Annotated in this window: 11 protein-coding genes, 1 pseudogene and 1 riboswitch; all 12 genes and pseudogenes read right to left on the bottom strand. The window is 39.8% G+C overall.

The window, feature by feature from the left end; all coding sequences use genetic code 11:
* Positions 1–85 precede the first annotated feature (85 nt).
* The 12 genes and pseudogenes from MHI58_RS02460 to MHI58_RS02405 all read right to left on the bottom strand — a co-directional run bounded on the left by MHI58_RS02460 (position 86) and on the right by MHI58_RS02405 (position 15,878).
* Positions 86–568, bottom strand: coding sequence for a DUF2247 family protein (locus tag MHI58_RS02460; protein ID WP_041507159.1), 483 nt, complete (start codon positions 566–568; stop codon positions 86–88).
* Positions 569–572: 4 nt separating this feature from the next.
* A pseudogene (locus tag MHI58_RS02455) lies at positions 573–1,502 on the bottom strand (pre-toxin TG domain-containing protein); the annotation flags it as partial.
* Positions 1,503–1,746: 244 nt separating this feature from the next.
* Positions 1,747–2,064 (bottom strand): hypothetical protein, encoded by a 318-nt coding sequence (locus MHI58_RS02450; protein WP_045035323.1) that lies wholly within the window; start codon positions 2,062–2,064, stop codon positions 1,747–1,749.
* 751 nt (positions 2,065–2,815) lie between these two features.
* The gene (locus MHI58_RS02445; protein WP_045035324.1) at positions 2,816–3,115 is read right to left on the bottom strand and encodes a contact-dependent growth inhibition system immunity protein; all 300 of its coding nucleotides are present in this window, start codon (positions 3,113–3,115) and stop codon (positions 2,816–2,818) included.
* 16 nt (positions 3,116–3,131) lie between these two features.
* Positions 3,132–4,772 carry a ribonuclease YeeF family protein gene (locus tag MHI58_RS02440; RefSeq protein WP_082472960.1) on the bottom strand — a complete coding sequence of 547 codons (1,641 nt, stop codon included), beginning with the start codon at positions 4,770–4,772 and terminating at the stop codon, positions 3,132–3,134.
* Positions 4,773–4,966: 194 nt separating this feature from the next.
* Complete coding sequence (locus MHI58_RS02435; RefSeq protein WP_045035038.1) at positions 4,967–6,688, bottom strand: pyruvate oxidase; 1,722 nt, start codon at positions 6,686–6,688, stop codon at positions 4,967–4,969.
* A gap of 70 nt (positions 6,689–6,758) precedes the next feature.
* Entirely contained in the window at positions 6,759–8,585 is a 1,827-nt protein-coding gene (locus MHI58_RS02430) for an APC family permease (protein ID WP_035703793.1), read from the bottom strand.
* 112 nt (positions 8,586–8,697) lie between these two features.
* Positions 8,698–8,845: riboswitch (cyclic di-AMP (ydaO/yuaA leader) on the bottom strand.
* Positions 8,846–8,911: 66 nt separating this feature from the next.
* Positions 8,912–10,993 carry a cellulose biosynthesis cyclic di-GMP-binding regulatory protein BcsB gene (locus MHI58_RS02425; protein ID WP_045035037.1) on the bottom strand — a complete coding sequence of 694 codons (2,082 nt, stop codon included), beginning with the start codon at positions 10,991–10,993 and terminating at the stop codon, positions 8,912–8,914.
* A 4-nt stretch (positions 10,994–10,997) separates the two neighbouring features.
* On the bottom strand, positions 10,998–12,266 hold the full coding sequence (locus tag MHI58_RS02420) for a glycosyltransferase (protein WP_039166140.1): 1,269 nt from the start codon (positions 12,264–12,266) through the stop codon (positions 10,998–11,000).
* Positions 12,259–13,974, bottom strand: coding sequence for a DUF2334 domain-containing protein (locus MHI58_RS02415; protein WP_045035036.1), 1,716 nt, complete (start codon positions 13,972–13,974; stop codon positions 12,259–12,261). The genes MHI58_RS02420 and MHI58_RS02415 overlap by 8 nt, the downstream gene beginning before the upstream one ends.
* A complete protein-coding gene (locus MHI58_RS02410; RefSeq protein ID WP_024720232.1) occupies positions 13,964–14,815 on the bottom strand; it encodes a GGDEF domain-containing protein in 852 nt (283 codons plus the stop codon). The genes MHI58_RS02415 and MHI58_RS02410 overlap by 11 nt, the downstream gene beginning before the upstream one ends.
* A complete protein-coding gene (locus tag MHI58_RS02405; protein WP_045035035.1) occupies positions 14,796–15,878 on the bottom strand; it encodes a glycosyl hydrolase family 8 in 1,083 nt (360 codons plus the stop codon). Before MHI58_RS02405 ends, MHI58_RS02410 begins: the two co-directional genes overlap by 20 nt.
* Between the last annotated feature and the right edge of the window lie 187 nt (positions 15,879–16,065).

The raw sequence follows: 16,065 nt of genomic DNA, 5'->3' as shown, positions 1-16,065 counted from the left end.
TATGCTCAAGAGAAAGGTCATTAGACAAACAATCTTATGTACGAAAAAACGATGGCTTATTTATCCATCGTTTTCTTTAAGTTCTCTACTTATTTAAAATCAATTGTTTTTCATTTTCTAAAAACTCTTCTACAAGTTCTTTCATTGTTTTTTGTGAATCATGGGGATAATAAAATGCGTCTGATACTTCTCTAAAAAAAACATACATATTTTCGGGCGTGTGAAAGACTGAGAAAATATGTTCAATTTCTTCAAAGATGGTATCATCAGTTGAGTGAGTATACGCTTCTTTCATAATACTATATAGCCACTTATGATATTCTCTCGTCATGTCTTCCGAAGAATTATCAGAGATTATGCTTTCAAGTATATCATCTACCTTTACTTCTTCTTGTTCCCACGCTAATTCAAGAATGAGCTCGTTATCATCATGAGGGTTATTTTCTAGATATTCCACTGCATAGTTTGTTACTTCTAAGGCAGGAATTAAATTATACTGTCTACCAATAAACAACGTAGCCCAATTACATTCAAATCCACTTTTCTTGATTATTTCAATTTTATACAATTTTTTATTTCCCCCATTGATTTATTTTTCCTGTAACTTTGCCGTCAGGTATAAAAGTTCTATGGGTTACTTTGTTAGTTGTTGGATCTACAACCCATTCAAACACGCCATTTCTTATCTCTTTCGACTGTATCATTTCAGGTGCATTATTCTTAATTTTTACAAACTTTGTCTCATACTTAACCATTGATCCCTCAATTTGATACAACGAATCCATATGTCCTCTTCTATTCGGCAAATCAAATCTTTTAGAATGAACTGCATAGTTGTCAATAATATCATTAAATCTATGATAAAAATCATCTTTTAATGCACTACCTACTCTTGGATTATCTAAAACCGGATGCTTAAGTTCACTCGTACTCTTAATCCCCATCTTCCCACGAAAACCTTTCGATCCAAACGGTAAAAGCATTGTAAGCGCCGTATTCATACTCGCTTCCTGTTGTTCTTTCGAGACTTTATTTCCAAACATGTCTCGACCCGTAATCGCTTCGCTGAAGCCGTTGGTCGCGGTGAGTCCATATAAGCCTTTTTGTGATGTTTTCAACGCATCGAAAGACTTCTGTGATGTCTTGTAAATGTCGACCGCTCTGACTGCGGCGGACGTGGCTTGAGTCGTTTTATAGACGGCTTTTCCGCCTTTGAAAATACGTCCTGCCCAGCCGACAATCGGGATGTATCCTGCTGCTGCCATGCCGCCTGCGGCGACTCGCTGGCCTGCGGTAAGTTCTTCACCTGTGATCGGATCGACACCTGTTGCGGCACGTTTTGCATCGTTCACGCCTGTCAGTTCATTGACGATATTTCCTCCGTAATCAAGAGCTTTTTCATACCACGGACGGTTGGCTAGCGCTTCTTGTTCCTTTGCGATCTTGCGAGCTTCTTCTTGATCTTTTTTGATTTTTAGATATTCAGAAGTTTGCTTCTCAATAGTGCTCAATGCGTTCGTTTTGCTTGTCTCTATCATACGATGATCCACTCAGGAAAAAAATCCCCATTTTATCGTTTTTTTCTCGGTATGAAGGCCAGTAACACAAAAACCTTGAAAGGCTATAGCCAGTCAAGGTATGATAACAATAACATTATATTTAGAAGTAACAACTACTTCACCTACTGATTTATCTGAGAGAATATCATAATTGTTTTATATTTCTTTCTAATACAATAAGGCTATTTTAAAGCAACTCCACTCCAACTTGTTTATAAAATTTAACTTTTAACCTCTCTTCTTCGTCCACGTTCAATACCATAGCTTTTTCATCTTTTTTTATACTTGTTACATTATTAAAATCACCTGTAAATACTATAGAATCATTAAATGTAATACTTAGACTACTCGTTTGCTTATATACATCTAAAGTTAAAATCACCTTGAAATTTTGGTCATCTTTGTAAGTATAAATTAATTCTCCATCATCTATATTGCTTGTTATACTCACCGGCTCACTTTGAAAAAGTTCTAATAGATCATATTCATCATACTTAATAAACATTCGTATTCACCCTTTTATTAATTATTTCGGTATAACTCTGATAACATCGCCTGCTTCATTTATAATAACTTTGACATCCAGTGTCTCATGAACAAACGTTCCACTTCTATTACCAAGTATCTTTTTCGTATTCATTATAGCGTCTTCAATAACTGAAGGTGGAATATTTCTTGGATCAACATATTTTTTGATGAAATCACTAAATTCTTTTGTTTGTGGTTTAAATCCTAATTCTTCAGCTTTTTTAATTGCTCTACTTGGTAAAGTAGCTTTTACTTCAGTATTTATTTCCCCTCAACACCAACTTACGCTATTCACTTAAATAGATTTTGAAATGATGACTACACTCCGAGAGGATGCCAAGTACAGTCAATCATCAATTAAAATGAAAAACTGTCCTCGATACGGCTGCCGCAGACCAGCTGCTATCCAGGCTCAGAATGTCCCTCTCGTATGGCCACATTCCTCAACACCTTTGTTCCGTATCCAGATACGCCATTGATAAGGGAAAGACGCATCTCCCAATAAAAAAAGCGGACACCAATCAAGGCACTTAGAGTGCTCAATGATCAGCGTCCGCAGGTTCTTCCTTCTGGACAAAATATTCGTTTTGCTTGTCTTAATCATACAATGATTCACACAGGAAAAAAGGTCCCCATTTTATTCCCCCTTTTTGTCGGCTTTTTCTCGGTATGAAGGCCAATAAACACAAAAAACCTTGAAAGGCATTGGCCGATCAAGGATCATTTTGTTACTTCATTTTCACTGCTTCTTTCATTTCCTCTATTATTTTATTAAACCACTGTATAGGGTTTAATGAGATCGCCGGAAAATAGATTTCTGCATTATTTTCGATAAAGCTTTCTTTTTCTTCAATTGTTAAAGTACCATCCAAAAAATCCTGACAATCCTTTATAGTAGATAGCAGACATTCTTTAGTAGCTTCATGAATAAACTCCTCTAACGCTTCTTCTGGTGAATCGATATCCTGATGAAATGTCCCACCTAAAAAATCTTCTAACTCCTCTAAATAACTGTAACTCTCATTCATTTTATCACCCTTCTTTCTATTTAACAGGGTATCCTGTTAAAATAAAACCGCCATTCTCATCTTTTTTCAGTATAATTTTTGCATTTGTAACATTCTCAACTACTTCTGAATTTCTCGAAACACTTCTTCCAATTACCTCTCCATCACCCTTATATTTTAATGGTAATGTAGGTCTACTGTTGGGGTCGGATAACCACTTTTGTATTTTATCAACACTCTTAGGATCAACCAGAACTGAATCAGCAACTCTTTCTGCTGTCATTCTATCGTTAAAAGTAGAAGAACCCGTGATTTTAGGATTACTTTTCAGCCTTTCTAATAGTTCTTCATCTGTTTTTCCAACATGTCTCTCTATTAAGTGCCCACCTCTGGATTCATGTGTAGCTAATCCATTACCTGGAGATAAAGGATTTTTCTCACCTTTCTTGATTCCCATCTTACCATGAAACCCTTTCGCACCAAATGGCAAAAGCATCCCCAGTGCCGCATTCATACTAGCTTCCTGTTGTTCTTTCGAGACTTTATTTCCAAACATATCTCGACCCGTAATCACTTCGCTGAAGCCGTTTGTTGCGGTGAGGCCATATAAGCCTTTTTGTGATGTTTTCAACGCATCGAAAGACTTCTGTGATGTCTTGTAAATGTCGACCGCTCTTACTGTGGCTGAGGTGGCTTGAGTCGTTTTATAAACGGCTTTACCGCCTTTGAAAATCCGGCCTGCCCAGCCGACAATCGGGATGTAGCCTGCTGCTGCCATGCCGCCTGCGGCGACTCGCTGTCCTGCGGTGAGTTCTTCACCTGTGATCGGATCGACACCTGTTGCGGCACGTTTTGCATCGTTCACGCCTGTCAGTTCATTGACGATATTTCCTCCGTAATCAAGAGCTTTTTCATACCACGGACGGTTGGCGAGTGCTTCTTGTTCCTTTGCAATCTTGCGGGCTTCTTCTTGATCTTTTTTGATTTTTAGATATTCAGAAGTTTGCTTCTCAATATCGCTTTTTGCCTTGTAGATTTCGCTATTTTGATACGCTTTCTTATCAAAATTCATAGGCGAAATGGATTTTCCGTCATTTGTGGCATTGATCATTTCTGCGTACAATGCCATTGTAGCCTTCTCCTCAGTCTCTGACAAAGCATATTCATCTTTTAGATTTTGATCAAGTTCTATTAAATCTTTAACCGTTTTCTTCCGTTCATCTTCCGCATCTGCAATCTTTTCGTCAAAGGTTTTACTATCAAATACTTCCAGAGAAATGAGGTCATCAATATCTTGAAAAATCGTTTTGAGTGCCTTTTTTTGATCCTTCACGATGCTTTTGGCATTCTTGATTCCCATATGTACAGCGTTGTCTAAAAAGTGTTCTTCTACAAAGGTGTCGCCGCCAAAGTTTGTATCATCAAGTGTCCCAGAAACACCTTCATGAAAGGCTTTTTGTTTATCAATGAAGCTAATAAACATGTCCACATTTCCGGCGAGTTCTTTGTAGAAGCTTTTAATGTTATCGGCACCTTTTCCAGTGAAGTCGTCACCGAGATTGGCAACACCTTGAAGTGCCTTTTTTAAATCTATCATTTGTTCACGGAGTTCCTGATAGTGTTTTGCCCTTGTATCCATGGCACTGGTTAGTGCTTTTGCATCAAGTATCTTGCCCAGATTAAGCCACTCCCTCCATTATTGATCATAAAGTCTATTTTACCTTTCTCACCGAATTGGAAAAATAGGCTTCAAGTTGCAAAAAATCCAGTCTGTATATTTTTATATAGAAGAAAACAAGTGACAATTGAAATGATTTTACCTATTCAACAAAAAAAGTCAGTCTTCTAATTAGAAGACCGACTACCTGCTGTTTAGAAAAAGCGTTTAAGGCTTTTCTTGAGCGGAGGGATATCCAGCTCACCTTTTTCAAAGAATTTTTTCAATAAATATTTACTAAAGCCTGCTGCTTGTGTGTACGTGATTTTACCAGGTAACGGTGGTTCATTGGTCACCGCAACATCAATGATCACAGGTTTCTCAGCTTGAAGTGCTTGATCAAAGGCTGGTGCTAGTTCTTCATGTGATGACACCGAGATTCCTTTACCACCGCATGCTTCTGCAAATTTTGCAAAATCAATATCTTCCAGCTCTATACCATAGTTGATGTTGCCTTTTACCTGTTGTTCATATTCAATCATACCAAGGTTGTTGTTGTTTAAGATCACAACGACAATTGGCAGTTTATATTTTACCGCCGTCACAAAATCTTGCATCACCATCGTGAAGCCTCCGTCACCACAGACAGCAATGGCTTGGCGGTTTGGTTCGTTTAATTTAGCTGATATTGCGCCAGGTAACCCACAGCCCATTGTGGCAAGCCAGCTGGAAATAATGAAATCCTGCTGCTTCATTTCGAAATGACGTGCCATCCATACCGTCACATTACCGACATCAACTGAAAGAATGGCATCATCATCGACCGCTTCTTCTAATCTAGCGATGACTTGCTGCGGTTTAAGCGGTGATGTGGCAATAGATTTTTCCTTATCCATTTCTTCTCGCCACTTCATCATATGCTCTGTACAAGCTTCAAGGAAACCGCACTGCTCTTTATATTCAATATAAGATGTTAGTTCATGAAGACCAGTCTTACTGTCACTTACAATCCCCACTTCAACTGGATATCTTTTACCGATCTGATCCGGTTTGATATCCAATTGAATGGCAGGTGTGTCTTCCGGTAAGTAATCCCTATATGGGAAGGAGGTTCCAAGCATGATTAATAAATCGCACTCTTCCATCGCTTCATATGCAGGCTTCGTCCCGATCTGACCTAGGTTCCCTAAAAAGTATGGATGCCTGTCTGGAACAACACCTTTTGCAGGAAGTGTAATGACGATCGGTGCAGCTGCCTTTTCTGCAAACGAAAGAAGTTCTTCTTTTGCATTTCTTAATCCTTTTCCTGCTAAGATGACTGGCTTCTTCGCATTGTTAATGAGTTGAGCAGCCTTTAGCAGTTGATCTTTCTTCGGCCGCACATCTCCCTCTACATAAAGAGGTGATGTATAAACGGGACTCCGCTTAATTTTCTGAGAAAATAAATCATCTGAGACAGTGAGAACCGCCACCCCTTTATGGGTATAAGCAGCTTTGATGGCTTGATTCAATAAGTCAGGCAGAGCTTCTGCTGTTTGTACTTGCTGATTAAAGACAGCAACATCGTCAAACATCCGCTCTAATTTGATTTCTTGAAATGCATCTCTGCCTACTTCAGTTGAGGCAACCTGCCCTGCAATCGCTAATACAGGTGCACCATCCGCTTTTGCATCGTATAGTCCATTTAATAAGTGGACAGCACCTGGCCCAGCAATTGATAAACAAACACCAAGTTTGCCTGTTAGTTTCGCATCAGCTGCTGCTGAAAGTGCTGCCACTTCTTCATGTCTTGTTTGTATAAATTGAATTTTGCTTGATTGATGCCTTAGTTCTTCGATTAATTCGTTAATACTGTCGCCGGGCATTCCATAAATATGTTTCACGCCCCACTCTTCCAGTAGCGCTGTTACTTCTTTTCCTGCGGTTCTTTGCGGCATGTGAGAAAACTCCTTTTTTCTTACTCCATACCACCGCACCCTTTTGATCAAACGTTTCAACTTGCTCTTGTTACTTTTTAAAGTGATATGGAAGAGTGGCGACAACAATATCCCGTTTCCATAATAAACGGAACCTTAATAAGAAAGCAGATTGATTATGCAAAATGGTGTGCCATCTTTTTTTCGGAATAAATTGAGGGACGAGTACCATCACTCTATATTGATGCGCATTTGCTTTCGCTTCAATCGTTTCAAGAAACTTATCAAGCGGGTGAATGAGACTTCGATAAGACGAATGTAAAATCACAAGACGCACATCACTATTCAGCTTTTCCCAATCAGCTTCAATTTTCTTGTCTTTCTCTTTATCAAACGATACATGAACCGCTATGACCTGGTCTGATAAGGATTTTGCATATTGAACAGATTGTTCGACGACACGTGTGACACCTGCTATTGGGACGATGACCACATTCCCTTTGATTTCGACAGGCTCGGTTTCATTCAATAAACGTAATTGTTCTCCAACAGACAGATAATGTTTCTTAATAGAATAAAAAATAAATAGAACAATTGGCATGAAAACAAATACCGGCCATACAAGATGGAACTTGGTCAAAATGAGAATCATGAAAACCGTAAATGAAATAAGTGCTCCTACGATATTGATAGGCATTTTCACTTTCCATCCCTGTGGTTTTTCACGAATCCACTTTACACACATACCTGTCTGAGACAAGGTAAATGGAATAAACACACCGACAGCATAAAGTGGAATGAGGTGTTCCGTTTTCCCATCAAATAACCAAATAAGCAGCATAGAAGCTACACCTAAAAAGATAATACCATTGGAATAACCGAGCCGATCTCCTCTCACTGTAAACATGCGCGGCATATATTTATCCTTTGCTAAGTTGACAGCCAATAATGGAAAAGCTGAAAAACCTGTGTTTGCCGCTAATATTAAAATTAAAGCTGTGACAGCTTGAATGACATAGTAGAAAAATGTCCGTCCAAAAGTGTCTGATGCAATCTGTGACACAACCGTTTCTTCTGGCTTTGGCGAGATGCCAAAACCAAACGCAAGCAATGTCACTCCTACAAATAGAACGGCCAGTAATCCCCCCATCATCAATAAAGTTCTCGCTGCATTTTGTGCAGCTGGTTTTTTAAAGGATGGAATTGTATTAGAAATCGCTTCAACACCAGTTAAAGCAGAACAGCCAGACGAAAATGCCTTTAATAAAAGAAATAACGTGATGCCTGATACATGTGTACCAAACGCTGTATGTTCAGGTGCTGGCGGCACTTGCCCAGTTAATAGTTTAAACCCGCCCACCCCAATTAAAATGAGCAATGAAAAGACAAATAGGTACACAGGATAAGCCAAAATAGATGCCGACTCTGTCAGTCCACGAAGGTTTAACACCATAATCACTAGGACTAATACGATTGAGATCATGACATGATATGGATATAGAGCTGGAAAAGCCGATGTGATTGCATCGGTCCCAGCAGAAATACTCACTGCTACGGTTAAAATGTAATCGACGAGTAATGATCCACCAGCAACCAGCCCTGGTTTTTCACCTAAGTTTCTGCTGGAGACGACATACGCCCCGCCGCCTTCTGGATAAGCATAAATAATCTGGCGGTAAGATAGAATTAACGCCATTAAAAGAATTAATACACAACCTGCAATCGGGAGTGAGTACCAAAACGCTGCCGCACTAACAACTGATAGAACAATTAAGATTTGTTCTGTACCGTATGCGACTGACGACAATGCGTCTGATGACAATAATGCCAAAGCTTTGATTTTTGATAGTTTTTGTTCTCCTGCTGCCTGTGATTTTAATGGTTTACCAATTAAAATACGCTTCATCAAACTGTACATGTGATGCCCGCTCCTTTAGTGTCAAACGATTTGAGTTACAAAATTTGGATCGCCAAAAAGACACAGAGGCAATAGAATGCCCCTGTGCCTATTGTTTAGATCACAGGTTGGTCTTTGCTCTCTTTAACGCTTACGAGGTTAGCTGACGGATTCGGGCGCATGAGATTTTGCCCTACCTTAAAAGGATTCACCCCACGTGGTGTTTTATACCACCACAATTGGTTCCCCCGCTCATCGAAATGATTCAGCGATTGGTCTTTTATAAAAGAGATCATACTCCCGTTTGACACCAAAGTAAAGAGATTTTTTCAAGGTCTTTTGATCGTTTAGAACTCAGTCTTTTTACGGTTTTTTCGTACGAAATAGACAATCATCACAAGCACCAAAAGGATGAGTGCAGCGATACACGCAAAGTAAATCCAAGACTCGCTACTGCTTTGTTTTTCACTTGTTTTCAGACTGCTCGATGTGCTACTGACGGATTGATGATTAGTAAACACGCCTTTGTTTTTACTCTCTATTGCAACTGTTGCTTTTTCTGTATTTGTTTGAAGAAATTGTATTACTTCATTTGACACGTTAGCTTCAGCTGCAGTCATTCCTGAAAAGACTGTCATTGTCTGTTCTTTATTCCAAACAGATGGCTGCGTCCATACAATTCGAGCCGTTGTTTCGTTGATCATGCCGAAAGAAGATACATCATACTGATCCTTTTTCACCGGAACAACGAGATCGGCTGCTTTTTCTTTCAGAAGAGAGAATGTTTGAATGCCTCCGATGAAAATGAGAGGGTGATTTTTCAATTGTTCATTTGTCACTTGAGAAGCTTTCATTAAATGATATTGAGCTACTTCTGGCTGACTAAAAGATTCCGTCAACATGGCCATTTGATTGATTGTTTCACGTTTGATTTGATCTGGTATGATGATCAATGTATTTTTCGAAGTGAACGGGAGCGGCCATGCGGCTAAATCTGGCTTTTCACTCGTTGTTCCTTCTGGTATTTGAAGAGAGCTGTCTTTGTCAATGAATATCCAGCCTTCTTCATCCGTATGTCTGCAAGATTCCATGTTTTTAAAACCACTTGTGACAAATTGCAAATCAATATATTCATTTTTTTGAAGTATCTTTGAATCGACTGGAATCGAGACATGATAGAATCCATTCGCATCTTTGCTGCCTAGTTTTGTTAATGGTACGTCGTGCGGTTCGTCATTGATCATAACAGTTAACCGTTCTGTTTTGCTTGCCGCTGTATCAGATTTTTTGAATGAAAGATTGAGCTTTGCACCTGATTTTTGGTTAGCCAGTAGCGCTTTCGGATAATAGTAGTGGTCGGATACCGTCTTGTTGGTCCCAACCGTGACATCATCTCCGCCAAAATCTTTCAAAGGAATCTTGTAAGATGGTTTAGACGTTTGAGCTGCAGCCTTTTGAAGCACTAGGTCTGTTCCAGTCAGTTGATCCGTTAATTCTGACTGAGTCAGAACATTGATTTTTCCAGCGATTGTCACAGGCTTTTCCGCTGTCACAAATAAAATGGGCTGTTCTGTTTTCTTTGCTGTCAAAGTTCTCATCGCTACCGTAAGATGACTGCTTTTTGTTTTAATTCCTGCAGCTTGTTCAATCGATTTCATCCGTCCATCCCAGCTTCCTTTAGCTCCCACAGCAATCGTTGGGTGCGCCACTTGCTTGATGTCCTTTTCTTGGATAAGTTTGATCTCTTTTTGGCGATCTTTGTTTTTCAACGTACGGTATACTTTGATGGCCGCTTCTAATTCAGCTGCATCCGGTGAATTAGGAATTACAATATCTGTCTGTTCTTTCTGATCACCTGTTTGAATAAAAGGTGATGGAAAGCTATCTAATGTGAAATCTTTTGTCTGGATTCCTTTGAATGTAAGTTCACTTTCAGGATACACTTTTAGCCAATTAGCAGGTGTGTCTTGGTTGATACACACGCCTTCTTTTAAAACACCATAAAAGGTGACCTGAATGCGGTGAGTACCTTCTTTCAATTGTGCTTTGTTCAACTTGATTTGAATCGACTTCTTCTGGTTTTTCCCTGATACAGGGATGGTCTTTTCGATCTCTCCATCAATCATAACAGTGAATGAGGAAGGTGAAATCAATAATGGTGAAGCCTCTATATTGAACGTCAATGTGCTTGACTCTGTTTTTTCCTGATCCACTTGATAGGTAAATTCAGTGCGGTCTTCTTGTCCATATAAGGTCACTACGTCTTCTGATAGATGCTGCGTTTTTGTTTTGTTTTCTTTTGAAGATTGAACCCAATCATCTTTGACTTGAACTCGGTTGGATTGCGCCATTGCTTGACCTGCCATGAAAAAAGGCTGGATCGCTAAGGATAATCCTAATATATAAATCAACCATTTTAACGATTTCAATATGTCACCCGCTTTTCTTTTGTTGTTGATTGTAACGCTCGGTTTTGTACCATTTCACTTCTTGTTTCAATAATCGGCTTTTCACCTCTACACATAAGGAGTACACAACAAGCGCAATCCATACTTGGGAATAGGTAAAGTACATGAGAACGACAATGAGAATGTTTTGTTTGGTCAGCTCTGTTTTCTCTATGCTTAACGTAATCATCACTTCTGTTAAAAAGAGGAAGAAGGCTAACCCCCATAGGATGAGTGCGACAGCTCCCACAGATAAGTGAAGATCAACGAATAAGTTTACGATAAAAATGCCGTTGGAGAGCAGTACACCAAAGAAAAATAAGAAATACGTAAAGAAAAAATAAAATAAATCGAAAATCATTCGTTTTCTTTTTAATTTCATAAACTGCCTTAAAAATTTGAGCACAACATATTGGTTGCCTCTAGCCCAGCGTGTTCGTTGCCGCCACCAGACTTTCCATGTTTCAGGCTCTTGTTCCCATGTAATCGCAGCAGGAAAGAACCGAATCACATAGCCCAGATTATACACACGAATTGTTAATTCAGTGTCTTCAGCTAGTGCATGGACATCCCAGCCGCCAAGCTCTTCTAAAATGTGCCGACGGATCGCAAAGTTGGTGCCTGGTATTGTCGCAATGCCAAACCATTTCCATCTCCCGCCTTGCGCCATCCACTGGAAGCAGATCGTTTCTATGTTAATGAATTTTGTCAGGAGGTTTTTGGCTGCATTGATGACCCTGAATTTCCCGACAACAGCACCTGCTTTAGGATCATTCAATAATCCAAGAACCAAATGGTAGACGGCTTTCTTTTCAGGCATATTATCTGCATCGTATACACAAATAACGTCTCCTGTCGAAGCCTTCAAGCCTTCATTCAGTGCAGTAGATTTCCCCTTCCCTGCAAATGGCGGCTTTGTTTCAATCATATGGACATGATCGTATTGCTCACTAAATGATTGCACAATCTCCCCTGTACGATCAGAGGAATTGTCATTAATCACAATGATTTCAAGAAGGTGTTTGGGATAGGATAACTGGACCATGGCTTTTAGCGTCTGCCGAATGACCACTTCTTCATTATGTGCTGGAATGAGAATGCTGACGGTCGGCAGATCTTTCCCTTGTTTCGTCCATTTAGGCAGCACTTTTTCGTAAGTTAAATAGTGCTGAAAGCCTCCCTGCATCAGAAACATATGATATAGGAGCATGATCCAAATCAGTATTAATGATAGGTAAAATAAGATATCAGCCACCTGATTTTCTCTCCTTAAAGATCCGTTTTTTCATCGTCAGCCTTAAATACAATGTGTAAAAAGCAAATGCCACAATAAAGAGCAGCACCACCATTGTGAGTATTCGAAGCATATTTTCCATCCCGCTTCGTTTGTTTGTTTTTGGTTCAGCTATATTGGATTGCTCTATTTGAATATGTCCATTTCCTGCTGTTTTGATCTGGACATTCTGAGTTTGAACAGTCTGTTTTGTTTTCTTTAAATCTAGCCATTCACTAGAAGGGATCGCATCCATTTGTGTGATTACATCTTGCAGCCCATCTATCTCCGCTTCCACATCATAGGACAGCCCAATGGCGGCGGATTGGATATGCTGCATGGATTGAATTGTTTGCTCAGTCAGTATGTTTGCACCTTCTTGGTCAGACGCTGTATCTATAGACTGTTCAGGATATAAAGTCATGCCATGAAGCATGGCGGGTGTCGACAAAAATGGTGATTCACTACTTGATTTCCATGTACGGTCTGAGAGCTGCACCTGCCCAAATAGACTGGACATATGGCGGGAAATCACTTCATAGCCTTGCAGGGAAATGGCATCATTCGGCACTTCAAATGCAAGCGGATATAACCCCTGCTGCGCGAGCAGTTCAATGCCTTTTGTCAGCTTTTCTTCTGTATAGATGGCTTCTTGATGTTGATTGGATGTGATATACGCATTAAAATCTTTTTCATTCGGAAAAAAGCTTTTGTTCAGCTGCTGATCAGCTTTCTCTGGTTCATTTGACGTAACGGGCTGATCGTACTTTACATCCCAGAATTCAAAGCCTTTACCCGACTCCTCCGTTCGATACGTACGGCTAAACCCATGAAGAACGACACTAGCTCCATTGCTTTGCAATTGTGTTAACACGTGGACAAGTTTAGGCCGGTCACTGAGCGTCACTTCATCCCCTGTTGCTGGATCAATCCATATAGGGGTCACCGCCAGCAGAAAAGGGATATGGCGAGCTGTTACGTATCGTCCAAGTTCAAGTAACTTCTTCTCATCCGTGACGGGGTTAATCTTCCCAATCTGTAAGTACTTTGTCGTCGTTTGATTAGAAGACGGCAGGAGACTTTCCAGCACCTCTGCAAGCAGCTTGTCGTGCTGAAGGATATTTAGCATTCCGACATATGCCGCACCTTCTTTTGTTTGAATCACAAATGGCTGTTCAGCTTGATTTTTCTTCAATAAGAATTTACGTTGCAGATCTGTCCCTTGAACCGTCTGAGCTGTGATTCCTCTCTCTAGCTGACGGTATTCTTGATCATCAGTATCTTTGATTTGACTGATGTGATCTTGTTTGTGAAAAGTAAGCTTGGAGAATGGACGAAGCTGTTCCGCATTGTATCCTATTGCGATTAAGCGTTTTGATTCGTTTATGAGACGAATGGTTTGTGATTTCAACGTTCTCTTTTCTTCACCTATATAGATAACTAGCTGAGAGTCATTGAGGTTCTTTTCAGTGATTTGTTCATCAGATAAAATGGTCGTTCGTGTGGAAAAATGCCCCACAAGTACATCAAGCATATGAACAGTTGGCGTTGTCTCACCTGATTGTGTGGAATAGACGATGAGGGTCCTGGACTCTTTCTCAAGTGCACTGGCTGATGTACTGTCATTGATCGAAAGCATAGAGAAAAGAACGATTAACAAACAACATTTCGTCAAAACATTAAAGTTCATTCATCATCATCTCGTTTTCTAGTTCTTCTAAAAATTGCTCTGGTGTCCGATAATCCGAGCTGCTTGTTAAATGACAGACATGAAAGGTTAAGGTCACTTCACGGCCATTTAGCAGGACATGCGTTTGCAGTTTGTCCTTTAGCTTATCAAGAACGATCGAGACATTTTCTTCAGGTGTGTGAGTGAGCAAGAGACCCATTCGTTCTTCGGATAATCGAAATTTCTTATCGGTTTCTCTCACACTTTCGCGAATCTTCATACTAAGTTGCTGGAAAAGATGTTGCATTTCTTTTTCTCCATATAATGTTTTGAATTCCGCTGAGTAGTGCATATGAAGAAGGATAAAGACGAATGGCTGTTTGTATCGTTCTGCTCGTTTCATTTCCTCAGACAACTCGAGTCTCATCCGCTCTGCATTGTCAAATCCTGTGGTTGAGTCAATCGCTACAAATTGTTTGATGGCCCTCTTTTGTTGGTCAATGGTGTAACGCATCGTTTTTATTCGCTCATGCACGTTTCCAGCAGAAATAGCAAAAAAGAGAAGCGCCACGCCCCATATCACGACATCTTGCAACGTTTGATGAGAAAAGAGTGAATTTGTGTGACCAAGCTCTGTAAAGAACATCCCGCTTCCTATAAAGAACAAAATCAACAAAGTAAAAACCAATGCTGGCAAAATACCAAATAAAATGCCGCATCCTATCACGACAAATGTGAGTGTGATGATCATGACACTCTCCGCATCACGTCCATTCAAGTAGCCCATAAATAAAATGAGTCCCGCAAACGTGAGGAGCACCGTATAATACGTGCGATAGGTGTTACTGAATAACCTTTTCATTTAGAAGCTCCCTTTCTGCAATTAGAGGCAATAAATTATCAAATGAGTGTGTATCTTTTTCGTTCATATAGCCTCCGTAATAAGGCTTGAGAGGATCTTGGATTTGCAGCTCTTTCATTCGGTGATAGACGTCTGTTGCAAAATCATCTTCTCCTTGTTTGAGTGCATATAAAATCACCAATGCATAGACTGAAGGCGATTCATACGTCACTGCTGGCTGTAATGTGCTCAGTTTATATCGTCCATACAGTTTTCCTTCCTTTTGGAAGTTGGTTTTCAGCCATTTCATGATGACTGTTGTATCAACCTGTGCACGTTCAGCATAAAGAGCCGTATAAAGTTGGTCGATCAAGTTGATTTCCTGATCAAATGAGTAGACCTTTTTCGCTATGTCATAGGATTTTGGAAAAAATCCTTTTTGTCTCGGTGCATTTTTTAGAATGGCCAATTGGTTGTTCATCATTTGTTCTGTGAATAGGTGGAGGGATACTAGTTCTTTGATTGCTTTTGGGTCAAGATATGAAAGTGTGATTGTATGTGAAGTTTGCTTTGTCGATGCATCATAATAGTCGGTCAACATACCCTTGAACATGTTTTTGTCTTTTAACGCTTTTGCGATTTTTTTGGCTGTGGTTTGATACACTGACTTCTGCCACAATTGATCTGCTTTTTGAAGTGCTGTTACTACACGTAAGTCATCAACTAAAGCATTGACTTTGCTTTTTTGATGAGATTCGATTTGCCAGCTAAGAAGATTATGTTCCAGTAAAAATTGAGTGCGCAGGACGTCTACCTGTTGATCAAAAGATGTTTGATCTTTTTTTCTAACAAGATAATCCATCCAAAGTCCGAGCGATTCTGATAAGTAAGTAGGCTGCTCCGCAAGCGAGGTCCGGATCATGCCTTGATCTGTCATTAAGTGGTGAGTCATAAAGTACTCTCCTGACAATACTGGCTTTGCAGGTTCTGGTTGAGCTGAATGTTGCTGCTGTTTCCAGGTACATCCGCCTAGTAGAATGACAATGAGTATAGCGATAGCTGTACGATATATGGGTGTATCCATTCGTGTCCCCTTTCAATCCTTGTTCTCTCTAAGCATCTAACGATTTATTATAGAGCGTTTCTTTTTAAATGAAAATAAATATTTTATACCAAATTACGAGTCTTTTCGCTTACATATTCCCATTTACAGAAAAACAACATGTCAAAATACTCTAACAAACAAAAAACCCATGCGAATTCACATGGGT

The sequence above is a fragment of the Bacillus sp. FSL K6-2869 genome (assembly GCF_040869405.1).
GTDB lineage: Bacteria > Bacillota > Bacilli > Bacillales > Bacillaceae > Bacillus > Bacillus altitudinis.
The sequence above is the reverse complement of the archived record's forward strand: the minus strand, read 5'-3'. Positions and strand labels throughout refer to the sequence as shown.